The 25,323-nt window shown below is 35.8% G+C and carries 15 protein-coding genes; 6 read left to right on the forward strand and 9 right to left on the reverse strand.

The features are described 5' to 3' along the window. Window positions 1-129 precede the first annotated feature (129 nt). The 4 genes from A8L32_RS14170 to A8L32_RS14185 form a co-directional block, all read right to left on the reverse strand. On the reverse strand, window positions 130-2,670 hold the full coding sequence (locus tag A8L32_RS14170; RefSeq protein ID WP_066631463.1) for a beta-mannosidase: 2,541 nt from the start codon (window positions 2,668-2,670) through the stop codon (window positions 130-132). 103 nt (window positions 2,671-2,773) lie between these two features. Then, window positions 2,774-4,219 carry an aldehyde dehydrogenase gene (gene aldA, locus A8L32_RS14175; RefSeq protein ID WP_066631464.1) on the reverse strand — a complete coding sequence of 482 codons (1,446 nt, stop codon included), beginning with the start codon at window positions 4,217-4,219 and terminating at the stop codon, window positions 2,774-2,776. A gap of 65 nt (window positions 4,220-4,284) precedes the next feature. Next, window positions 4,285-5,058, reverse strand: coding sequence for an enoyl-CoA hydratase/isomerase family protein (locus tag A8L32_RS14180; protein WP_066631465.1), 774 nt, complete (start codon window positions 5,056-5,058; stop codon window positions 4,285-4,287). 284 nt (window positions 5,059-5,342) lie between these two features. Then, on the reverse strand, window positions 5,343-6,518 hold the full coding sequence (locus A8L32_RS14185; protein ID WP_066631466.1) for a DUF6786 family protein: 1,176 nt from the start codon (window positions 6,516-6,518) through the stop codon (window positions 5,343-5,345). 299 nt (window positions 6,519-6,817) lie between these two features. On the opposite strand from A8L32_RS14185, the gene A8L32_RS14190 reads away from it, so the two are divergent. From A8L32_RS14190 to A8L32_RS14210, 5 genes are all read left to right on the forward strand, one after another. After that, on the forward strand, window positions 6,818-9,331 hold the full coding sequence (locus A8L32_RS14190; protein ID WP_066631467.1) for a glycoside hydrolase family 2 protein: 2,514 nt from the start codon (window positions 6,818-6,820) through the stop codon (window positions 9,329-9,331). Window positions 9,332-9,541: 210 nt separating this feature from the next. After that, window positions 9,542-9,913, forward strand: a complete 372-nt coding sequence (locus tag A8L32_RS14195) for a hypothetical protein (RefSeq protein WP_066631468.1) — start codon at window positions 9,542-9,544, stop codon at window positions 9,911-9,913. Between the two features lie 125 nt (window positions 9,914-10,038). Continuing rightward, on the forward strand, window positions 10,039-11,922 hold the full coding sequence (locus tag A8L32_RS14200; RefSeq protein WP_066631469.1) for an ATP-binding protein: 1,884 nt from the start codon (window positions 10,039-10,041) through the stop codon (window positions 11,920-11,922). Between the two features lie 502 nt (window positions 11,923-12,424). Further along, window positions 12,425-14,311 (forward strand): tetratricopeptide repeat-containing sensor histidine kinase, encoded by a 1,887-nt coding sequence (locus A8L32_RS14205; protein WP_066631471.1) that lies wholly within the window; start codon window positions 12,425-12,427, stop codon window positions 14,309-14,311. Between the two features lie 222 nt (window positions 14,312-14,533). After that, window positions 14,534-14,995 carry a hypothetical protein gene (locus A8L32_RS14210; protein WP_143525110.1) on the forward strand — a complete coding sequence of 154 codons (462 nt, stop codon included), beginning with the start codon at window positions 14,534-14,536 and terminating at the stop codon, window positions 14,993-14,995. A gap of 43 nt (window positions 14,996-15,038) precedes the next feature. Here the strand turns inward: A8L32_RS14210 and A8L32_RS14215 are convergent, their stop codons facing one another. Both A8L32_RS14215 and A8L32_RS14220 read right to left on the reverse strand, forming a co-directional pair. Continuing rightward, complete coding sequence (locus A8L32_RS14215) at window positions 15,039-16,853, reverse strand: peptidoglycan DD-metalloendopeptidase family protein (protein ID WP_066631475.1); 1,815 nt, start codon at window positions 16,851-16,853, stop codon at window positions 15,039-15,041. Continuing rightward, complete coding sequence (locus A8L32_RS14220; protein ID WP_394333280.1) at window positions 16,853-17,188, reverse strand: BlaI/MecI/CopY family transcriptional regulator; 336 nt, start codon at window positions 17,186-17,188, stop codon at window positions 16,853-16,855. The genes A8L32_RS14215 and A8L32_RS14220 overlap by 1 nt, the downstream gene beginning before the upstream one ends. A gap of 219 nt (window positions 17,189-17,407) precedes the next feature. On the opposite strand from A8L32_RS14220, the gene A8L32_RS14225 reads away from it, so the two are divergent. After that, complete coding sequence (locus A8L32_RS14225; RefSeq protein WP_066631479.1) at window positions 17,408-18,223, forward strand: sugar phosphate isomerase/epimerase family protein; 816 nt, start codon at window positions 17,408-17,410, stop codon at window positions 18,221-18,223. A gap of 442 nt (window positions 18,224-18,665) precedes the next feature. On the opposite strand, the gene A8L32_RS14230 is transcribed toward A8L32_RS14225, so the two are convergent. The 3 genes from A8L32_RS14230 to A8L32_RS14240 form a co-directional block, all read right to left on the reverse strand. Beyond that, entirely contained in the window at window positions 18,666-19,298 is a 633-nt protein-coding gene (locus A8L32_RS14230) for a histidine phosphatase family protein (RefSeq protein WP_066631577.1), read from the reverse strand. A gap of 515 nt (window positions 19,299-19,813) precedes the next feature. Then, window positions 19,814-20,935 carry a glycerate kinase gene (locus A8L32_RS14235; protein ID WP_066631481.1) on the reverse strand — a complete coding sequence of 374 codons (1,122 nt, stop codon included), beginning with the start codon at window positions 20,933-20,935 and terminating at the stop codon, window positions 19,814-19,816. Between the two features lie 319 nt (window positions 20,936-21,254). Then, entirely contained in the window at window positions 21,255-25,118 is a 3,864-nt protein-coding gene (locus A8L32_RS14240) for a VPS10 domain-containing protein (RefSeq protein ID WP_066631483.1), read from the reverse strand. Window positions 25,119-25,323: the final 205 nt, after the last annotated feature.

The raw sequence follows: 25,323 nt of genomic DNA on the forward strand, positions 1-25,323 counted from the left end.
TTTTAGTTTAGATTAGGGAGGAGGTAAAGGGTATTCTGTTTTTGTTATTCTGGAATGTAAATCAAGCTCTCCTCCTTACTTTAAGGAGGAGAGCTTGATTGTTATGTTTAATTGTGGTCTATTGACGCCTTACTCAAACCCAATTGCTCTTGGTGTTTGAGTTTCACTTTCGTATTTTTTACCGTTTTGCTCTGTAAATTCTTCAAAGAAATGGTAGTATGAACCGTAACGACCATGTTTGTTTTCTTGGTTTACACGCTCAGTTTTCCACTCTTTAAATTTAGCACTGTCAGCTTCTTGGTCGCCAATTAAAAAGAAGTAATCATTTTTAGAAATCACTTCACCTTTTTTGTTGCTTAGCTCTAGGTTTACAAAGAATTTCTCTTTTACTGTTTTTAATACTTTCTCTTCAATAGCGAATAGTGATTTTGCACTGTTTTCATCAATTTTAGCTACATCAAATTCTTTTGTCGATAAAACGTTACCCGAATCATCTTTAATTTCAAATTTGATTTTACAGTCCTTGTATTCTTTGTATAAATCATTCACTACCCAAATGTTTCCTACAAAAGGCTCTTTGTTAGACCAACGACGCTTTGTAAATTGGAAATTAACCAATAGCGGCTGATAAGCTTTTTGAACAAAGTAATATGAGTTTTTAGGTTTTTGATAGTTATCTACAATACCCCATTTCATATCCGGACAATAAGTGATATAATGACAAAGTGCAATACCACTTAAATTTGGCTTGTCGCGACGGAAATGCTCAATACCATTTTGAAAGATGATACCTTGTGCATCCTGTGTAGCATTCACGAACTCTTCTAAAGATCCTTTCATTTCGCTACCAAATACATCCCAGTTTTGCATGCGTAAACGAGTTAGGTCGGCCCAATGGTGTCCCCAACTTAACCCTGGAGGCCACATTTCATCTTTAGGAATAAACTTCTCTAAGCTCTCCACAGAAGGAACCGAAGTGATGGCAAACTCAGGAACAATAGGATATCCATCGCAATGTGTTTGATACCAATCTTCATGTAACCAACGTCCCATTTCATAGAAGTAACGTAAAGCATGTACTGCTTCTTTAGGCTTAAAACCAGCTTCTTGAGCAACTGGGTCAGTCATTGGTGAATCCGGCACATAAGGTAAGTCGATATGTGCTTGAAGCGAATCTCCTAAACGCTCTAAGAATGCACGTCCAAAATGTGGATCGCGCGTACGGAATAACATTTCCTCTCCACCTTCCATCATAATTAATGAAGGATGATTACGACGTTCTTTCACTACTTTTACACCTTCGTTAAAAATAGCACCTAAGCTCTCTTCGTCTGTAGGAATATTTCCTGTACCTAGCGGAATCATATCTTGCCAAACCGTCATGCCCATTTCATCACAATACTGATAAAATTCTGGAATTTCTGGTGGGTGCCATCCAAAAATACGGATGTTATTCATGTTCATTTCTTTGGCTAAACGAATTAGCTCTTTGTATTCAGCAGGAGAAGTACGACCTACGAAGATATCCGGTGGCCCACCCCAACAAGCAGAACGTATAAAGTGAAATTTACCATTGATATAAGTAGAACGAGGGAATGTTACATCTACATCTTTCTTAAACCCAGGATTCCATTTCATCGTTACCTCACGAATACCAAAAACAGTTTGGTTATAATCGTGATTTGTTTCACCATTTTTAATAGCAATGTCAGCTACATAAAGATTCTGATCACCTAAATCCCAAGGGAACCATAACATTGGTTTTTCAAGGTGAATATTTTTCTCAACTTTGCTAATTCCTGGCTTAACTGTTTGAGTAAATTCAACTTTAATTTCCTTCATCTTAAAGTTTTTACCATTAAGAGAAGCTTCAAAAGTCATTTCTTTAGCCTGGTCGCTGGTGTTCTCAACTTCTAACTCAAGGTTAACATCAGCAGAACCATTTTTATTTAATTTTTGATGCGCATAAACATCGTTAAAACGCACTTTACCTGTTTGAACTAATTTTACAGGACGCCATATTCCAATGGTTGTAAAATCTCTGGTGTAATCGCCAAACCAAGGTGTTTTTTTACCCGCTACTGCAGCATTAACTTGTGGTGGAGGGTCTAATTTCACCATTAACATGTTTCTACCTTTTTGTGCATCCCAAGGGTGGGTACGTAGGTATTTAGTTACATCAAATGAAAATTTAGAGAATACACCTTCGTGCTTTCCTAGGTAATGGCCGTTTAACCATACTTCGCAGCTGTAATCAACTCCTTCAAATAATAATTCTACAATTTCATTTTCAGGAAGTTTCTTCATATCGAATTGGTTGGCATACCACCATTCGTATTGTTGTACCCATTGAGCACGTACACTATTTCTTCCAAAATAAGGGTCGTCGATAACGCCAGCTTTCCAAAGGTCAGTATATACATCACCCGGAACGCGCGCATTGTTCCAAACAAGCGTTTCAATATCCTCTGAAGGAAGCTTGTGTAAGCCCTTTTTAACACCTTGTCCTGGAAGCATCATCTTAAACTTCCACTTCATTCCACTCAAATCACGTACTCTAACATTACCTTCTTGCTTGGCAAAGGTAGTATTGGGTTGTGACCACGCTGTTAAAACAAACAGACCTAACACGAAGGTTAAAATCCATTGTTTAAGATTTGTTTTTTGCATAGCTTTACATTATTAATTTGTCATTAGTTATTAGTCAATAGTCAATGGTAAAAAGTCAATGTGTTTACTAATGTCTAGTGACGAATTGCGAATGACCGTTTATTTATTCGTAATTCATATAAATTGTTTTCTTCTGCAAGTATTGCTCAATACCAAAAACGCCATCTTCACCACCAATACCTGCTTTTTTATGTCCCGAATGGTAACCTTGGATATATCCTACAATTTGCTTGTTGATGAAAATGGTTCCTATCTGAAATTCTTGAATGGAGCGCATGATATTTTTATGATTCTGCGTATATAAATAACACGATAAACTATCATCACGTCCATTAAGTAATTCTTTGGCTTCATCAAAACCAGATACTTTTACAATAGGTAGGATAGGGCCAAACACTTCCTCTTGAACTGTGGCTTGATCTGGTTTTACATCGGTAAGCAAAGTAGGCTCATACCAGTTTCCTTTTTCAAACATGGCACCTTCTGGTCTTTTACCACCCAATACTAGGTTTGCGCCTTGTGCCACATTTTCTTTAACGATGCTATCCATGCGCTCAAGAGCCTTGCCACTTAAGCTAGGCCCCATATCAACAGCTGTCATAGGGTCGCCTACCTTAATTTTTTTGATACGATTGATCAGCTTATCGGTAAATTCATCGGCTACTTTTTCGTGTACAAAAACCATCTCGTTACAGATGCATACCTGCCCGCAGTTTGCATAACGCGAAATAGCTGCTGCCTCTACGGCTTTGTCAATCTCAGCATCATCCATTATCATAAATGGTGCTTTACCACCTAGCTCCAGTACTAGTCCTGCAACATTTTCAGAAGCTGCTTTGTAAATGGCCTGTCCTGCACGGGTACTTCCCGTCATAGAAACAAGCTTAGTAATTGGGCTTTCTACCAAATGAGATCCAACTGTATGGCCATATCCAACTACCATGCTAATCACTCCTTTGGGTAAGCCCGCTTCGTGCACCAAGCGACAAAACTCAGAAGCTGTTACTGGGGTTAATTCCGAAGGCTTTATCACCATGGTATTACCTGTGATTAAAGCAGGCCCAATTTTGCGTCCAATTAAAGCCAATGGATAGTTAAAGGCCATTAAGCCTACCGTAACGCCGTAGGGTACTTTATGAATGGTAAGTTGCTCGTTAGGTAAATCAGATGGGAAAATAGAGCCTTGAATCCTTCTTCCTGCCTCAGCAGAATAATTAACATAACGAATAGTATCCGTTACCTCACCATAGGCTTCGGCCAGTGTTTTACCTTGCTCCATCACCAATAGTTTGGCAAAATGATCCTTCTCTTTGTTAAGCAGTTCAGATATTTTATACAAATACTGAGCACGCTCGTTTGCAGGAAGCATTTGCCAACTAAATTGCGCTTTATCTGCTGCCTCTAAAGCATGTTGCGTTTCGTCAATCGAACTTACATGTATAGATGCGAAAATCTCTCCTGTAGCTGGATTTTCTACCTCAATCTTTTCCCCTTCCGTCTTTTCAATCCATTCACCGTTAATATAACAGTTGTAGTTTTTAATTTCCATGCTGTTTAGTCATTAGTTATTAACTGTAGGTAGTTTGTTAAATGTTTGGGTATATGATTGTTTACTTATTTAAATTGAGGAGCTCTTTTTTCTACAAATGCTAAGCCTCCCTCTTTGGCATCTTCTGAGTCATATAATGGTTCAACCATTTCGCCTTCTAAAGCAAGTCCTTCTTTTAAAGACATTTCTAAACCTTTGTTAACACATACTTTTACTGCTGCCATTGCATCAACTGGGCCTTGTGCTAACTTTTCGGCGTATGCTTCTAGTTTATCGTTAAACTCTTCTTTACTATATAGATGATTAACTAAACCGATGTTGTAGGCTTCTTTTGGCCCAATATTATCACCAGTAATTAATAGTTCCAGTGCTTTACTTTTATCTATTAATCGGATTAGACGTTGTGAGCCTCCGTTACCTGGGATAAGGCCAAGCTTAATTTCAGGTAATCCTAAAAAGTAAGTTCCCTCAGCAGCCAAGCGTAAATCGCAGGCCATGGCTAATTCTAATCCTCCGCCTAAAGCGTGACCACTAATAGCAGCAAGGGTAATTTTTTTACTATCGGCTAATTTATTGGCGGCTAGCTGAGCATGTTCCACCATTAGTTTGTTAGCCTCCACAGTATTGGCCTCAAATACTTTGATGTCGGCACCTGCGCAAAAGAACTTTTCTAAAGCACTCTTTAATACAATTACTTTAATGTCGGCATCATCATTCGCTTTATCAATGCACTCAATCAATTGCTTATGAAAGTTAATTTCGTAGCAATTTGCCTTGGGGCGATTGATGATGATATAACCGACTCTATTCTTTTTTTGTAATGTTATATGTTGTTCCATTTGTTGAAGAATTATACTAGACTTTTAAATACTTAGTAAAAGGTATTAATTATTGTGGTGTAAAACTAATTCATTTCATTTCTATATTGAAATATAAATAGAGAATTCAAATATGAATGTATATACTTGCAAACCTCCCGTTAATTCAGGGATTCAGGCCTAAAAATATAGTCTTGTTCAGTTTAAATATAGGGATGTAAAATTAGCTTACGGGTGTGTATGATCACCTATAAGGTGAGTTTTGATAGCCCCGTTTTCAGAATTTATCAATGAATAAATTAAAACTATTGCAGTGGAATATCATTTAAAGAAACGCCTAATACATCTTTTGAAATTTTACTTAGCGCTTCTTTGTTTCCTTCGAAGTGATATACTGTATGCGAGTGATATAAACTGTCGTTAGGCATGAGCTCTTTGCTGCTGGAGGACGTTTCTAACTCATAAAAAGGCCAATTTCTATCTTCAGCAGGATTTACCTCTCCATTAAAAACGTTAATCACATCTCCTTTATAGGGCTCTTGATGATTCCATAATGAGTTGACGTAAATAGAATCGTCTTCGAAGTTATACTTTACAATCGTCAATAGATTAAACTCAGGCGAGTAGCTTCCGAAGGTGTTAGTGCAGAACTCAGGTTGTATACCAATTTTATTCATGTATTGTGCGTCTGCCTTGTAAAACACCGTTCCGTTTTTAACCTGAATTCTTTCGTCATTAAGATTCGTAAAATAGGTGGTTGCAGCTTTTATGTTGTTTCTGCAAGGTATAATAACCATAGATTTAGGAGAGGGAATAATACACGATATATCCCAAATAGAAAGCAGACCTTTTTCTTTGGTCCATTGTTCCTGATTAAGATTTTTAATCTGGGATTCTATACTAAAAGCTACGTGCGAAATATTCTTATCTAAATTAATAGATAGATCCTTTTTTATAGTATCACGAGTTTTTAGTGTGATTTTTCGCTGGGCATCCAACTTAAAAATAAAATGATTAGCGTTTCTAATCTCCATTTTATTGCCGTAAGTAATGGAGTGTTCTGTTCTCTCTAATTCTAAAAAAGCTTGTGTATTTAATTGTGGTGATATTTTAATATTAGGCACTATTTGTTCCTTATCAGGGTCAAAAAAAATAGCGTACTTACCAATTTCAGGTCCAAACCACATACGGCCTTCACCGCCAATGGCACTAAGCTTGGTTAATGCATTTCCTTCTTTAATGATATCTCTATTAAAATATCCATAACTTAAGCCATCTGTACCTTTTGAGCTACTTGTAAAGACTCTTCCCTGACATAAACCCGAAACGGCTATCATGGCATCACCATCCTGTAAAATGCTTATATCTTCAATGTTATTTAGGATTTTTATATCGCTAGCAAAGTCAGGGTTAGTTTTGTTTTGTGAACAAGAAATAAGGATGATACTAAGTGAAAGTAGACTAACTATTTTTTTATACATAGAACAATGCTTATAGATTATATTTAGGTAAATTTATGTAAATGTATAACTTCTGAATATAGAAGTATCTTATTAGGATGCATTATTGTAAATTTATAAATTACATAAAATCAATGCGTAAGATCTGTTGTCTATTAAATATCTAGTCTAAGTTCTGGTTCTTGTAGAGTTTTTGTAGTGTTTGTAATGCGTATTAAATAAGCGCTTTTAGAATAATAAATATCATATTTGAATCAGTAATTTAAATATGAATGAGTATCACAAAATAAGCAGTTGTTATTGGAATTAAAATCATAGAAATGAAGAAAATTGCATGGTTATTTTTAGTAATGTTACCAACGTTACTATTTGCTCAGCCAGGTACTATTAATTCGCACACGGATAATAGTCAGGTTGTAAGAGATTTGAGCGGGCATAAGTGGAAATTTAAGATGATGTTGCCTGGTGAAGGAGTTAAGGAAGGTTTGCATCAGGTACCACCAGCCGATATTGAAACTAATTTTTGGAATCCTGCCTACGTGCCAGGCGATGTGTATACCGACCTTTGGAAGTGTGGCGTAATTGATGATCCATACTTTGGAAGAAATAGTGTGCGTGCCCAATGGGTGCAGCAATATGAGTGGTGGTATGCCTATCAGTTTAATATAACAGAGGATATCAGCGATAAGATTGTGCGCCTTGTTTTTGAGGGCGTGGATTATAGTTGTGATGTATACTTAAATGGAACGCTGTTAGGAAGTCATACAGGTGCTTTTTCTTCGTTTTCTTTTGACGTAAACGATGCATTGCGTATTGGGAAGAAAAGAATTCACAGTACTAATATGCTGATGATAAAATTAAATCCGCCTCCCAAAGTAAATGCAAAGGTTGCTGGATTAAAAACACCTTGGTTTGGTGATTATTGGAGAGATTTAATTCCGTTTGGAATTAGTCGTCCTATTAAAATGGTTTCTACAGGTAAAACGCGAATTTTGGATTCTTACGCCAATACTACCCTAAATAAAGATGGTTCGGCCGATGTATTGATGGAAGTAGAAGTAGAGAATACCTCTGATGAAGCTAAAGAAATGACTTTAGTAGCTTCTATTCAAGGTAAAAACTTTGATGGAAAAACGCAAAAGGAGGAGTTAACGCAGCTTGTTGCGCCAGGTGTTCATAAAATTAAAAAGAACATTCATATTAAAAAGCCTCAGTTATGGTGGCCATGGGATCTAGGTCAACCAAACTTATACACGGCTAAGGTTTCGTTAAAAGAAGGAAAGATTAACCACGATTTTAATGAGTTTACTTTTGGAATACGTGAAGTAACTTCTAAGTGGAACCCTGGATTTAAAAAGGACGTAGATGTGAGTTTTCCTCGTTCTACCTATATCAATGGTAAATTCCATTTTATTCGTTCTGCTTGCTGGGGTGGACCGCCAGATATTTTTGTTGGAAGAACAAGTCCTGCTGAGTATAAGGAATTGATTCGTTTGGCTAAAGAGGCTAACTTAAATAATATTAGAATATTTGGATGGCATCCGCCAGAAATCCCTGAGTTCTACGAGTACTGTAACGAGATGGGAATGACGGTTTGGCAAGATATGATTCCGCTGGGAACAGGAAATATTCCGCAGGATAGAGCTGGTATTGATCGTATTATGCAAGAGGCTGCTGCCGTTATTAAGGAACGTAGAAATCATCCATCTTTAATTATGATGGAAGGTGGCGAAGAAATGCTTTTACGTACCGAAGATGCACATTTTGGACGTGCGTTTTTAGAAGAGTTAGGTGATACTTTGCAAAGCTATGTGAACTTGCCTTATGTGCCAGATTCGCCGTTAAATTGTGAAGTGTCGCAAGAAGCGGGTTATAAACCCAAAGAAGCGAAGCACGCTTTGGCCTATTTTTATGGAATGGGGCGTTGGTTAATGGAAGATTGGTTCAGAACACTAGATTATCCAATTATTCCGGAATTTGCTATTACATCCGTTCCTTCTGTGGAAAGTTTAGAGAAGTTTATTCCTGAAAATGAGATGTGGCCTCCAGGATTAAGTTGGGGACATCATTGGGCAGATTTAGACAGACTACGTATGCAAAACTGGGATAGCTTTGGTGATGAAAAATTAGGTTCGTTGGAGGAATTTGTGAATGCTACCCAAGATGCGCAAGGAATGATTTTTCAGTATGGAGTTGAATATTTAAGAAGACACAAACCTAATTTAAGTGGTATTGCTTTATGTCATTGGATAACTTATTGCCCAGATATGAAATGGGGTATCATTGACAATTACCAAAAGCCTAAGCGTTCTTACGAGTTTGTAAAGCGTTCTTACCAACCATTATTAGTAAACCTTAACTTTGAGAAGCGTCGTTGGCATAAAGATGAGGCTTTTGAAGGAGAAATTTGGGTGGTGAATGATTTATATGAGAATTTTGGTAAAAGTACTATTGAGCTAGAAATTAAGGATGATAATGGAAATGTTATTCAAACATCTAAATATGACGTAGCTAAAGTGGCTGAGAATAGCGCCAAGAAATTCTTCGATGTTGATTTTAAGGTCTTAAATAAAGTGGATAAACAATTTACGGTTCATTTAAATATGAGAGACAGTAAAGGGAAATCGATATCTGCCAACGAATACCTGTTTTTAATTGGCGACCAGAAAGAAGCTTCGGCTCAATTTAAAAAGATGGGAGAAGAATCGCGTAAGCGTACTGGAGAATTTACCTATGGTAACTATTTCCGTTTCTTTGAAAATGTAGTTCGTGAAAATGGTAAAGATTATGAAAGTGATGTGGAGCAGCCACGAGCTACGGAGTACGAAAAATAAGCAAAGTACAATAAGCAGTTAGCAATATAACTGCCTTTGTTTGAGCTAATATATATAAAGGGTCATCTGTATATGGTAAAATATATAGATGACCCTTTTTATTAATTTAGTATGATTTATATTTATATATGATAAAAAGAAAAGGGTATTAAATAGATATATTATTTTAATTTTCTAATTTAGGACGCACTAACTAAAATTAGAACTTACATGGAGTCAAAACACATTAGGATAGGCATAAAAGCCATTAAGAAAAAGGGCGAAATTATTCTTCATTTAAAAGACAATGAAGGGCACGAGCATGATAAAACGATTACATCGGATGCTAACCCAGGTAGTAAAATAACTTGGTCATTAGCAGAAGATAGTGATATTATTCAAATAGTTGATATTTATAAAAAAGAAGGAAGTATGAATATTTATTCGGTAAAACCACATGCTGTTGAGGGCTCAACAGATTGGGAAGCCATTGTTTCTAATCAAGCTTTTGAAAAAGCGGGTTATAATATTGATTTTCGATATAAGGATGGAAAGATTTATAGAGATGATCCTGAGGTAGAAGTTAGACCTCCCAAAGGTTAATTTAATTTCTTTAGTCTATTTTTTAAAACAAGCATTTCTTTTGTTCGATAGGAAAATGTTTGTTTTATAAGCATTAATGATACATATGATTGTATTAATTTAAATCCGAAATGGATAAATAAGTTATGAGTGCCAATAGAATGTTTCTTCTTTTTCTTCTTGTTTTATTGGCTCAAATTATTTTAGCGCAGAAATCAAATATTGAATGTTTAATTGAAGACTATAAAAAGGAATATATTTGTAGTAATGACTCTTTATTGTTTGAAATAAGCTATGAGATTTCAATATGTTCAAGACAGCCTAAGATTAAATTGCATTATGCAGAATTAGCGTACAAACATGCTTCATTGTTAAATAATAGCCATTGGAAAGCTGCGGCAAAAATACTTAAATCTTACCCTGAGGTTAAGACGGGTAAGCTAGATGAGGGCATTAATTCTTTGCTTGAAGCAAATGATTTATATAAACAAGTAAACTATTCATTAGGTATAGCGACATGTAATATGTTACTTGCAGGAGTTTATAATAGAAATGAGGAGTTTGATTTATCAGAAATGGCATATAATGAAGCGATTGATAAATTTATCTTATTAAATGATTCTGTTAAGCTTTGTGCAGCCGTTATTAATTTAGGTGAATTTTATAGGAAGTTAGGTAAAAAAAATAGTGCTCTAGCAAGTTTTAGAAAATCTCTTAGTTTGAGTCATGTTGTTGGAGAAGATATTTATATTGCTTATTCAAAAGGGAATATTGGTCTAGTTTATTCTTCGCAAAATAAACTCGATAGTGCTGAATTCTATCTCAACATTGCGATTGAAATTCTTCAACCTTTAGACGATAATTATGCTGTATCATCATATTTAGATGGTCTGGCTGAGGTTTATTTTAAGCAACAAAAGTTTGAAATAGCCAAACAGACTTCATGTAAGAGCCTTAAGCTTGCTCAAGAACATGGTTTAAAAGAACAAATACGAGATGCCAGTCTTCGTTTATCTACCATATACGATCATTTTAAAGATTTTAAAAATGCTTTCTATCATCATAAGCAATATGTAGCCTACCGCGATAGTATAGTAAATGAAGAAACTATACGTAATATCGCTAACCTAACCGCTAAGTATGACGTGGCGCAAAAGCAAAAGGCAGTAGATGCCGAAAAGGCTCAGAAGGAAAGTTATTTAATGATAACCATTGCTTCTGCTCTTATTGTGTTGTTATTGTTGGTGTTGGCTTTTATTGTGTTAAAAGTTAACCGCGAAAGAAGAAAAAGTAATAATCAACTCACTAAACAGCATAAGGCCTTAGAAAAAGCCAGTACTACTAAAAATAAGTTTTTCTCTATTTTATCACATGATTTACGTAGCCCCTTGGCTACATTTCATGGTTATTCCGAGGTTATTAATTTGTTTGTGCAGCATAATGATTTTAAAAAGCTTTCCGTTATTTCTAAGGAAATAAAATCATCATCGGCAAACTTACTCGATTTGTTGGACAATTTATTGCAATGGGGAGTTAACCAAATGGACACGCTTCAATCAGTTTCTTCAAAGGTATCTTTACAGGATGTTGTAATAATGGAAATAAAGCATTTGCAACATGTTTCGGCTAAAAAGGATATTACAATTCATACACTTTTAGACGAGAATATTACTTTGTTTGTTGATCGGGTAAAACTATCTATTGCCATCCGAAACCTTTTAAATAATGCCATTAAGTTTACACCTTCAGGACGTTCTATTACTTTATCATCATATCAAGAAGAATTGAACACTATATTTAAAATTACCGATACAGGTGTTGGTATGACTCCAGTGCAGATAAAGAGTTTATACGATTTTAACCATATAGAAAGTACCTACGGAACGCAAAATGAAAAAGGAATAGGCTTAGGAATGCAATTGATAAAGGAGTTTGTACAACAAAGCAATGCGCAAATTAAAGTAGAAAGTCAACTAGGAGAAGGAACTACGTTTAAGCTGATTTTTAAAGGTGACTGTGAAAATAATTAATTGCATGAGAAATTTATTTGTAATAGAGTTAGGTTTATTGTAGTTGTTTTAGTTGCAGATAATCAGTTGTTTCAATCTTTTATAATCATTTATTGTGTTATTCATTAGATTAATAATATAACATAAAGGAAACTATTTCGTGTAAGATGCGTTGAAGGTGGAGTGTACCAATTATGTATTGTAGATATTGTAGACTTTTGTTTTAGTATTTGAAGTATAAGTTATTGATACATTGTTTATATGAGAATATATTTTGTTTGTTGAGTAAAGTAAATTATTTTTCTTAATTTTGAGCGTTTAAAATTAGGGTGAAGAATTAATTAATCATTCATATTACTAATTATTAAAAATTTAAGACATGAAAGAATTATTAGAAAACAGCGTAGAGATGCATAGAGATTGTCCTGATGTACCAGTTGAACCACCTAAAAAATAAGCTTTAATAAACTTAAAAAAAAGTGTACCTCTTTACTTTAAAAAAGGTAAAGAGGTTTTTTTATATATGAGATTGACTAATCTATCCTTTGTATTATTTTTTTTACTACATTATTTTGTTGTAAACGCTAATGTTAGCGACGTTGATGTCCTATGGCAAAAGTATAGAGATGCAAGTGTTCAAGGAAATGATTCTTTAATGTACGAGCTCTGTTATGAAATAGCCGTTACTTCTAGAGATCCTAAGATTGAGTTACATTTTGCAAAGAAGGCTTATGAAATAGGAAAAATAAATTCTAATATTAATTGGCAAGCAGCGGCCCTATGTTTAAATTCAACCCCTTATGTTAATTTGATGGTGCTTGATAGTGCTATAATTTGTTTGCAAGAATCTATTGAATTATATCGATCGGTTAATAATGAGGAAGGAATAGCTGTTTGTATGTATAGATTAGCAGATGTACATAAACGTAATAAAGAATACCTTAAAGCAGAGATAGGTTATAAAGATGTTATTAAAATTCTACATAAAACAGGATTATATAAAAATTTGGCAGGAGCATATGTAAATTTAGGTGAGTTATATCGCACTACTAATAGGCATCAATTAGCTCTAGATTGTTATCATGCGGCAGATTCCTTATATAGAGTGAATAATGATGATTTTGGCGTAGCTTATGCCACTGGAAATATTGGATTAGTGCAAATTAACTTGAATGAATTAGATAGTGCGGAATTATATTTAAAAGAATCTATAGCTGTATTGGAACCATTGGAAGATTACTATGCTGTTTCATGTTATTTAGATGGGTTAGCTCAAGTATATCTTGAAAGAAACAAGCACTCCAGTGCAAAGTATGTTGCTCAAAAAAGTTTGAAATTAGCTAAGGCGCATGCTCTGAAAGAGCAAATAAGAGATGCTAATTTAAGGTTATCAACTATTTATAATGAGTCTCAGGAGTTTGAAAAAGCATTTTTTCATCACAAACAATATGTGATGTATAGAGATAGTATTAATAATGGTGAAACAATTAGGAAAATAGCCAACTTAAATGCGAAATATAAGGTAGCTAAGAAACAAAAAGAACTTGACCAAGAGAAAGCTGATAAGCAACAATATTTAATTATCTTGATTGCGTTAGTTTCCGTTATAGGACTATTACTTGTATTAGGTTATTTTATGCTAAAAGTTAGTCGGTTACGTATGAAGGCTAATAAAGAATTAGAGTTGCAGCATAAAGAGTTAGAATTAGCCAATGCAACTAAAAATAAATTCTTTTCAATTTTGTCACATGATTTACGTAGTCCATTAGCTTCGTTCCATGGATACTCAGAAGTCATTGATTTATGTGCGCAACATAATGATTTAGATAAGTTGTCAGATATTTCTAAAGAAATGCAATCCTCTTCTGCAAATATGCTGGACTTGTTGGATAATTTATTGCAATGGGGAGTAAATCAAATGGGGACTCAAGAAGTGATTCTTAATGTGGTTAACTTAAGAGAGATAGTGAAAATAGAGGTCAGCCACTTGCTGCATGTATACCAAAAGAAGAATATTGCTATCAATATTAACGTAGAAGAGAGTTGTGCTATTTTTGTGGATCGAGTTAGATTATCTATTGCCATTAGAAACTTGATTAATAATGCTATTAAATTTACACCAGAGGGAGGAAATATTTCTATTGTTGGTAAGAAAAAAAATAAAGCTGTAAAACTTAAGGTAAAAGACAATGGTGTAGGAATGACTGAAGAACAAAAACAATCCTTATTTAATTTTAATGAAATAAATAGTACTTATGGTACTAAAAATGAGAAAGGAGTTGGTTTGGGTATGCAACTTGTTTGTGATTTTATACAAAGCAGTCATGCTAAAATAGATGTGGAAAGTGAAGTTGGTAAAGGGACTACATTTTCAATCCAGTTTTCTTCTAATAGTAAATTAGATGACTAAACTAAGGCATGTAATTGAATCTTTATTGAATGAATTTCAAGCCCTAATTTGCTGCTAATGATAAAGTATATGTGAATAATTGTTAATGAAATATATATAATAAAAATTTACGTAACTATAATTATCTTTTCTAGTATACCTTTTTGAATCTAATTTATATGTAAGCTTGTGCAAAATTTAATGTAAAGCCATTATGTATTAAATTTTTAACTAAAAAATAAAATGAAAAATTTATTGTTCCCGTTATTGGGACTAACTATGATGTTTGTAGCTTGTAAAAAGGAAGCAAGTAATGAATTACAAAATGAAAAGCAACCAACTTCCACAAAGTTACTTTTAAGTGTTGAAGGAAGTAACAAAGATAACCTGAATGTTGTAGGTGGAGATGGTTTAAAATCTAGCGCCCTCGTTTACACTAGTGTTGTTAATAATGGAGATACCATTTTTTGGGAGCTTGCAGAAAATAGCAATATTTCTAGTATTCAAGAAATCATTATTATTGAATCAGAGTCGGAAACGCTATTTGAAGGTGGTATTATTTTTAACGTGGATAGTACTCAGTGTTTTGGTGTTATTGCTTCGGAAGCTGAAGGTGTTGCGAAATATGATATCAAATATAAATACATAGATGGAACTTCTGTGCAAGTCGATCCTGAAGTGGTTATTAGACCCCCAACGAAATAATATACATTAATACAGGCTACTTCTCAGAAGTAGCCTGTGTTGTTTATAAATTAATCACCTTTTCAGGATCAATATGGTTTCCATCTTTTTTCACTTCTAAATGTAGGTGAGGACCTGTTGAAAGACCTGTATTACCTACAAGCCCTATTATATCACCTTTCTTTATGGTTTGCCCTTCTATCACTTTAAAATCATTTAAGTGAGCATATAGCGATGAATAGCCATCTGAGTGATCTAAGATGATATATCTTCCGTATGATTCAGGTTTATCGCTTACGGTGCGAACGGTTGCATCACCCAGTGCTCGGACTGCAGTGTTTAAATCAGCCACAAAATCAACACCATTATGGGTGAATTGCTTTTTAGTAATAGGGTTAACTATAGATTTGTTGTAATGTGCCGAAATCCTTTTTAATTCTTCCTTTTTAATAGGCATTATAAAAGTTTGTTGCTTCGTATTGTTCGGCTTTATATTTTTAGAAGGACTCACAATAATGCGCATAGGTATTAGTTGTTTTATGCTTTCTTGTTGTTGCGTGTTACAATCTTTATAGCTTTTATTAAAATGCTTTGAGGCCCCATCCTCTCTTAATTTATCAATACTATTGCCTACTTCTAAGAGCAATTGATTTGCAGCTTCGGCTGGAGTATTGATATCTTTTTTTAAGAAGATATAAGCATTACTCACTTGTTGTGTTCCTAATAATGGAAGCTCTTGTTTTGTTTTATCAGACGATTGATAAAAGCTAAGTACATGCTTTTCTATTTGATTGATAGATGTTTTGTTGCCATTGGCTAAAATAACACCCTTTAAATTGATAAGGATGGGCATTATATTTCCCTCTTTATCAAGCGAGTTTTCAGTAACCAACTCGTAGGCTTTACTTTCGGAGCTAACATCAGATATTAAAACATTTGTACTTCTATCATCCGAAGGCCAGGTTAAACTTTGCACTTCATCTTTAATGGTGTTAACCTGCTTAATGGTGGTGGAGACTAAAATAATCGCCATAGCCAATCCGATAGGTGCAATAATAAATAGTCTCTTTAATGGATTTGATTTATAATGTGCCATTTTTATTCGTTTTTTAATGAGTTTATAACTAAACGGACTCATCAGAGGCGAATATTTTTGTTGAGCAGATTGTTGCAATACTAAATTAAAATAGTCGTTGGTATTGCCAATGCGTTTTGTAGCATCACTATCTGCCTGAAATTCATGAACCTCTTCTAAAGCCTTTCTGTACATAAAGATAAATGGGTTCATCCAAAAAGCGATTTGTAATAGCTCAACAAAAAGTCTGTCTAAAGAATGTTTATGCCTTAGGTGACTTAATTCGTGATTGACAATACTATTGCTTTCTGACGAACGCCATACATTTGGGGAAATGAATATATAACGAAAGAAAGAAAAGGTAATCGTCTGGTTAAAAAGAACCAGCGTAAATTTAGAATGCTTTATTTTTTCATTAGCATATATGGTTTTTTGTAATTGTATTAAATGTTTTAGAAATCTGAATAACAAAAGGCTGGAAACACTTATAAGCAAAAGGAACCACCAATATTGTAATATAAATGATGAGCTGTTACTTACAACTTGCTGTGTTGTATTTGTTTCTGCAAAATTAAACTGATTGATAGTAGACTGAAAGTCTTGTATAATATAAACAGTACTATCTGGCTTTCCTGCTATTTCTATGTTTATTAAAGGAAATAGATAAGCAAATATTAAACTTAATAATAAGTAAAAGCGATTTAAAGCAAAGAATGATTCTCGTTTTAAACTCAGATGATAGAGCCCTAAAAACACACCGGAAACCAAGGTGCTTTTAATAATGTATGTAATGATAGCTTCCATTATTTCTTTTTATCAGAGATTTGCTGATCAATCATTGCTTTTAGCTCTTCTAATTCAGATAATGATAGGTCGCTTTCTTTTGCAAAGAAAGAGGCGAATTGCTGCTGCGAATTATTGAAAAAGTTTTTCACCAGGGTTTTCATAAACTTTTTGGTATAATCACTTTTCTTTATCAAAGGATAATACTCGTTAACCTTTCCGTAAGTATTAAAACCAATAGCTTGTTTTTTTACCAATACCCTAATTACGGTAGCCACCGTTGTAGTAGCAGGACGCGGATTTGGGTATTGCTCCACAATATCCTTTAAAAAACCTTTTTCAATATTCCACAGGATTTGCATTACCTGTTCTTCTGCTTTCGTTAATACCATCATTTCCCTTAATGTTTGAAACAAATATACGACTATAAAAATAGTTACCAAACTATTTGGGTAGTTTATGGATGGTAAATATAGTTGTAGGAAATATATTTATCGAAATGATAGTGAAATTAAAAAGAACAAAACGCCCAAAGGCCTGTTTAATGGACGTGTTGTAATTATAAATGTAAATCAATGGAAATAAAATATATCTGTCCGTTTTGGGGAAGCGAAGACTTAAGACCCAAAAATTTTATTGAAAAAGCATTGGATGCTGGTTACGATGGGGTTGAAATGAATGCTCCGTCGGATGAGGATGCTGTAAACGAAATAAAAAAGAATATTCAGGAAAAAGGAGCGGTGTTAATTGCTCAGCAATGGTTAGCGCCCGCTGTTGAAACCGTAGATGCATATAGAGATAGAATGCTGGCTCGTTTTAAACAACTTGTAGAGTTAAATCCTGTTTTTATTAATTCGCATACGGGTAAGGATTTTTTTTCGTTCGAAGAAAACAGTAGCTTGCTGAAGCATTGTGAGGCGTTTACGGAGGAAAGCCAAGTACCTATTGTTCACGAAACGCATAGAGGCCGATTCAATTATCATGCTTATACTTTATTACCATATTTAAATGAGTTTAAGGATTTACAGTTGAACGCTGATTTCTCTCACTTTTGTAATGTGTCGGAGAGCTTATTAGAGGATCAGGAGGATATATTGGAAAAGATTATGCCGCATTGTAAGTATATTCATGCAAGGGTTGGCTTTGATCAGAGTGCTCAGGTAAACGACCCGTTTGCACCCGAGTGGAAAGCTAACTTGGATAGATTTGTAGCATGGTGGCAAAAGATTATTGACCTAGCCAAGGAGAGAGGGGAGAAGACGTTTTATGTGTGTCCGGAGTTTGGCCCGTTCCCGTATATGCCACAATTACCTTATACCCGCAGAGATATTAGTGATCAGTGGGGAATCAATAAAAAGATGATGGAGTATTTAAGGAAGACATTACATTAAATCTTATTATAAAAATGAAAAGCCTTGTGGGCTTGAGACAAAAAAAGTTATTTCAATTGAGAACAGTTTTACTGGACTATAGTATTTAAACTCACCTTTCCTAAAAATCAGGTCTGTTTGCTGCAGTCAAGATAGGAAAGTGCTGTGGAGCTCTCTTCATTTTTAAGGAGGAGTACCGTGAAGAATAAGTGGGGAGGTAGTTTTAAAATTCAACCACTTTGTGGTTGTAATAGTACTTGGAATCATAGCCCTGCACTTTGTACAGGGCTATTTATATTTAATCCTTTCGGGATTGTTGTATTAAGAACTACGAATGCGGTTTAATTTGAATAGCCTTAGATGTAATCCTGAGGAGGTTATAAAACAATTCGTTTTTGAATACTGAAGGGATTCAATCTTTAAATGTAATTGCTTTGGTAATCAATAAAACCATAACAACTTATTAAAGTTCGTTCAGTACATTTAAGGAAACTAAGTGTTCAATAACACCCCATTCTTTTAAAAACCAGTGATTACCATCAATGTTAAAGGAGCTGATGGATGAATTGTTAATGGAGAAAGCACGCGGTTTATCCAGACTCATGGCAAAGGTTTTATACATCATCATTTCCAATACAAGTCCGTGCGATACAATAAGTACCTTACTATTGGGGTACTTATGCGCTATGTCTTCTATGGCCGAAGTAACACGCGTATAGAGCTGTTGAATACTTTCGCCTTTGGGGATGACATATTCAGGATCTCTTTTTTTGTAGGCAAGGAATTCATCCGGATACTGTTCTTTCATCTCGGCAAAGGTCATTCCTTCCAGTTTACCAAAGGAGCGCTCTCGCAAGTTTGCATTAAAATGGTGCGGCAAGGACAGCTTTGTATTGATGATTCTGGCTGTTTCGGCAGCTCTTTCTAAATCGCTACTAATTAATACATCAAAAGTACGTTTGGCTAGGGCATTACCCACCAGTTGGGCTTGCAATACACCATTTTCAGTGAGCTTGCTGTTGAGTTGCCCTTGGATACGCTGTTCTGTATTCCAAATTGTTTCACCATGTCTGATCATTGTAATTTCGGTAGCCATTGTCATTCCATTTTGCGCTAAGATGAAGTTTTCTTTTTAAAAATGAATAAACCAGACATAAAAAATATATCATCGTTGCGTTAGGGATGAATGGTGTTATGTTGGGTATGAGTTTAGCGTGAGCTAGTTTGGGAGCTCTGTCTATCTATTTGTTTAGTTTATCTTCATACTTGGGTAAATCTTGTTACTTAGTTGGGATTAATTATTACTTTTTTGAGAAGAACATTAACTCTGTTGGGGAAGATAATTACCAAATTGGGATGAATTCTTACCTTGTTGGGATGAATTTTTACGGGCTTGGGATGGATAATTACGCCTTTGTTTGGAGCTATTACCTATTTGGGAACCATTTTTACCAAGTAATAGAGGGCTACATGTTATTCAATATCTCATACAAAGAAGTCTAAGGCTTTTTCAACAATCACTCTAAACAGCTTAAAACCATTACAAAGAGTACAGAAAAGTAATTCGTTATTAGTTAATTGGTCAATAGTAGATTGGTCAATAGTTGTTACTTACAAAATACTAGATGCAAATTCTTCTGCTGCACGTGTTAAGTATATTTCTGCGTTATTAATGGAGTCTGCAAGACCATGGGCATAATCACTGGTTTGTTTGAGGTAAGAAATTTGTAAGTCGCTGTGCTGGCTAGCTGCTAAATCGCTGATGCCACAAAATACGGCTAGTTTTTGGTCTGTAAGCGAATCCATTACTCCCTTTATCACTTTGCCAGAGAAGGTTTGTTCGTCGAGTTTGCCTTCGCCGGTAATGATCCAATCGGCATCTTTAATTTTGTTATCAAAGTCAGCTTCGTTTTTAATCAATTCAATACCCGAATTAAGTTGGGCATTTAAAAATAACACACATCCGGCACCCAGTCCACCAGCAGCACCTGCACTCGAGATATCTTGAAGATCATGTTTAAAATCGGCCATTACTACCTCATTAAAGTTGATGAGGCCCTTGTTAAGTTGTTCTACCATTTCTGGGTTGGCACCTTTTTGTGGGGCGTATATATGAGCTGCTCCTTGATCCCCAAACAAAGGATTGTCTACATCGCAGGCCACATCAAATTTCATATTTTTAAGTTGCGGATGAACGTTGGAGTCATCGATGTAGGAGAGGAGCGATAAATCATTTCCGCAGCCTTTGAGTTTATTTCCTTTGGCATCGTAGAACTCGTAGCCCAAAGCTATGGCCATACCCATGCCTGCGTCGTTGGTAGCGCTTCCACCAATGCCTAATATAATATGCTGCGCACCTTTGTCCATGGCATCTATTATCAGTTGTCCGGTACCTAGCGTAGTGGTTTGTAAAGGATTGAGTTCTTCTTGTTTTAATAAGCGAATACCAGAAGCTTCGGCCATCTCAATGTAGGCTGTTTTTTTGCTTTCGGAGTATAAGTAGGATGCGTTTATCTTTCTGTACAGCGGATCATTTACCTCAACGGAAATCATTGCTCCATCTAAATAATACTGCAGTACCTCAATGGTTCCGTCACCTCCATCGGCTAAAGGTAATTTTACAATCTCGGCCTCGGGATGGTGTTTTTTAATGCCTTTTTCAACAGCATGGCAAAATGCTAAGCCTGTTAAAGAGCCTTTGAATTTATCGGGAGCAATAACTATTTTTTGCATACACTGGGGTTATAAGGGTAAAGATAATATTTAGAATATAATAGAGGGCACGCAGGATGCTAGGAAAAGGTTTCACGCAAAGGGCGCAAAGGGTGGTTTCACGCAGAGTTCGCAAAGAAAAAAGTTTCACGCGAAGAGCGCAAAGGAAAATTTTACGCAAAGGGCGGAAAAAAAACGCAGAGAACGCGTAGTTTTAAAAAAACTTTGCGTCCTCTGCGTTATAATTTCTCTGCGTTCTTTGCGTGAAAAAAACTTAGCGCTCTTTGCGTGAAATGACCTTAATGGCCTTTGCGTGAAATCTTTTTCTTTACGTGAAACCCTATTCTTTAATTAGTTTACCTGTTGCTACACCTTCGTGATTTTCTAATAGGTAAAAATATAGTCCTTTGTTTAAATCAGCTATATTGATGCTTTGCCCATTGATATTATTAATTTGCTTTACTAAAGCACCGTTGGGTAAAAATAATTTCATCGTGATACTACCACTAAAATCACCTTTGATATATAGCTCATTTTTTGCGGGATTAGGATATAAAGAAAGATCAATCTGTTTCTCGTCTTTAATGCCAATATCCGTTCCACTCACCACTAAATAAACAAAATCAGAATAACGACCATCTTCCGATGTCACCCAAATTTTAACGGCACCTTTACCTACACCTTTTACTTCTCCAGAAGCAGATACTGTGGCAACAGAAGGGTTAGCCGATTTGTATTGGATGGTTCCTGTTAAATCTGGAGCAACTACCTGAAGTTGTAATGTTTCATTTTGATCTATTTCTCCAACTCCTGGAGTTACTGTAATTTTTTTATGGTCGGCACCATCTTGTAAATAGCCTTTTGAAAAACCGCTGGCCATTACAGATAACCAAAGTCTTGATGGATCATGCAAATCAAATTCCACCTGTGTAATTCTATTGGGTGTTCCAATTCTATGGTTGGCTTTGCTCCATGTTATACCCCTGTCTTTACTAATAAATATACCTGGGTTTTTGGCCAATTCTCCCATGGAGAAAACCAATAGGTTATGATCGAATGGAGATATATCGAAGTTATCTACATATTCTGCTTCAAAAATCTGCGTCCAATTCTGACCATAATCATCGCTATAAAATAAACCGCCTGCATTACCTGCAGCAGCACGTCTTCCAGCTGTAGCGTATAATCTACCAGTATGATCAAAGCAAATGTTATTTACGCCTTCAATCTTATCAGAAACAGGAATCTCCGTCCATGAAGTACCGCGGTTAGCAGAATGGAATAAACCACCATCAATATCCTTTTCTTTGTTCCAAGGAGCAGCCACAAAAATAGAAGCCCTGGTATCGTCTCTAGGATCAAACTCAATATCGCGAACCCAAACCCATTGTGGCATTCCGCTATTGCTTGGGTTAAAGCTTTTACCAGCATTACTTGATTTATGGAAACCACCTTCCTTATCCTTATCGGGGCCATCGGTACCGCCGCCACCGCCAGAACCTGAAATTTCCGTAACCCCAAAGTACATATTATCTGGGTTGATAGGGTCGATACGTATATGGTTGGTTCTCATCCATTCGCTGGCTTCGGTCGCTTTACCCCAGTCTACAAAAGTATCACCTCCATCAGTCGAACGAAATATTCTATCCAGATCCTTCTGACGCATAGAAGTAGTATATACCGTATTTTCGTCCCATGGGTGAGTAGCCCCGGCAAATATACTTTCCTGTGTTCCGTTTAAGTATTTCACCGCTTGCTTGCCATTTAAGCCATCGTTGGTAGTTTTCCATAGGTGATGCTCTCCAGAACCACAATATAAAATACCTTCGCCTAAGCGTTTATCTTGCCAAATACATTGTCCCGGAAGGTTACTGTTTCCTGCAGGCATAATGTTTCCATCGTTGGTATAAGTCTCATCTATTTGGATAAAGGTTTCGCCACCATCTGTACTTCTAAAAGTATTGTGCGCATATAGCAACATGATATCACCACGAGAATTAACGGCACAATATCTTAACGAGCGTAATGGATAATTTTGTCCCCATTGCTGGTTAGATATCTGATGTCCTTCTTCCATATTATCGGTATAAGGATTGTTTCTGCTTGACCAGTAAGCTTGATCGGCTTGCCATGCCGGTGCGTAATCGCGTGCTATATTAATCCATGTATCTCCACCATTAGTTGTTTTCCATAAACGACCTGGAGTAATCGATTTTTGAACCTGCGCATCGTAGAAACCAACAAGTAAAGCATCTTCACCACTTGGATCAACATTTAAAGAGTTGAAGTATTGAAGTGCTGCAGTTGGTTTAGCTGGATATGTACTTTGTGCCTCGGCTTTTGTAATACCAAACCATTTGGCAATATACTGATAGTAATTATCGGGTACGCCACCTGATAAACGGTTAATATCTAAGCCTAAATTACCATTGATATTTGTCCAGGTAGCTCCATCATCTTCCGATTTAAAGATACCTCCATCACATGTGGTTGTAGTTCCTGCAGGATGGTAGCGAACCTGATCGGCTACATATAATACAAATCTATTTGATGTTGCATCATAGTAATAATCCATGTTCATGATGGTGTTATTATCTAATTTCCCATCACCAATATCCGTCCAGTTGCTTCCGCCATCTGTAGATTTAAATAAACCATACTGCGAACCAGCAAAAATAACTTGGCTATTTTCAGGATGAACGATAATTCGCGAGAACTGCGCTTTCTCATTTAAACCTGCATTTAGCTCCGTCCATGTTGCACCAGCATCTGTTGTTTTCCATATTTTACCTTGATACTTAATGTTGTCGTATATATTTTCATCTCCACGAGGATTAGCATAGGTTGGGTTAGATACTGTACTCCATAATTGCTGTTGTCCACGACAAAAATTACCAGCTCCCACATACCAAGTGTCATCGTTGTTAGGATCAATGGCTACAGCAGAAACTTTTCTGTACCAAGAACGCCCTTCGCTTCCGTCTACATCTTTGTGGGTGTACCAAGGGCAATTGTTGATAACAGTCCAGCTACGTGCTGTATCATTACTGGTATATAACCTTGAGCTTTCTATAGCGATGGCAAATTTGGCTGTTTTAGTAGAGTAAAACATATCATATAAACGTGCAAAATCGCTTTCTCCATCTACATCTTTTACGGTATTCCAGGTGTCTCCATTATCTTCCGTTTGGTAGGTATCAAACATATCAGGCGAAGTCAAGCAAACATCTGGTAAAAGTGGGTGATAACGTAAAAAGTTAACAAAACCAGCATTTCCGGGTCCAAATTGTTCCCAGGTAACTTCTTTGTCCGATTCAACTCTTTGCGTTTGGATGATTTCCATATTCTCTTCGTAATATGTTTTTGTCGTAAAACTCCACACATCACCTGTTGTTACAACGTCGGAGCCATCTATTTCATCTACTCTCCAAAAATATTCTGTTTCATTTTCCAGTTTAGGTAGTGTGTGCATGGTACCTGTAATGTCGGTAGCTACTTGTTGTAAATCATTAGAAGCAGTTCCTACATACACATTACGCTTAACGGCATTCACTCCGCCTAACCATTCAAGTTTTGCATTATTTGTACCAAATCCAGTAGCTTCATGAGCAGGACTAGGAGAAGTTGCTTTAACTTCCGTAGATAGCTTAGTTAACTTAACATCATCCATGTAATAATAAGCGCCATCAGTAATGAATGGAACTTTGATGTAGGGGGCAAAAGTGGTGAAGTTTTCATCCGCTTCAAACTCAATCATTAACTGAACAAATCCATCTTTGGCTTCGCTAACAATAGGTACCTGTTGAATACCAATACTTGTAGTTCCTCCTGCTTGGGTTCCGTATTTAATATCAATGCTAAACTGAGAAGCAGAGCGATCAATATCTGTTTTGTAATAAAATGAGAACTGATATGTACCAGGCTCTAACTCAGGATAGGCTTCCGTTCTGAATGTTGGGTCACCTGAACCATAGTTTCTATAAACCACTTTTAGCGATCGAGAACCGCTGTTTGTGTTTTCTGTATCGGTTTCAAAACCAATAAAAGGCCAAGCTCTCCAAAGAACTTTACCATCATAATTGTAATAATCATCATTCCCTCCAGAAATAGTTCCTGATTCGAAACTTGGATCAGGTAGTAGGTTGGTTTGTGCCATTGTATTTACTGCCAAAAATAACAGTAACAGCTTAACTACATTCTTCATCTATCTATATTTAAATTTCTACACTATGGTGATACTATAAAAGTAGACCAAAAGTTGGCTAGAAAAGGGAAAAAATATGCCGTATTTAGGTGGAGAAAAGAGGGGGGAATTATTTGGTAGGATAATATTTAAACTATTCCGATGTTTTTTTGAAGTAATGCGATAATGGTGCGTTCGCAAGAAGTGGTTTTCACGCAAAGGACGC

The organism is Labilibacter marinus, from assembly GCF_001659685.2.
GTDB lineage: Bacteria > Bacteroidota > Bacteroidia > Bacteroidales > Marinilabiliaceae > Saccharicrinis > Saccharicrinis marinus.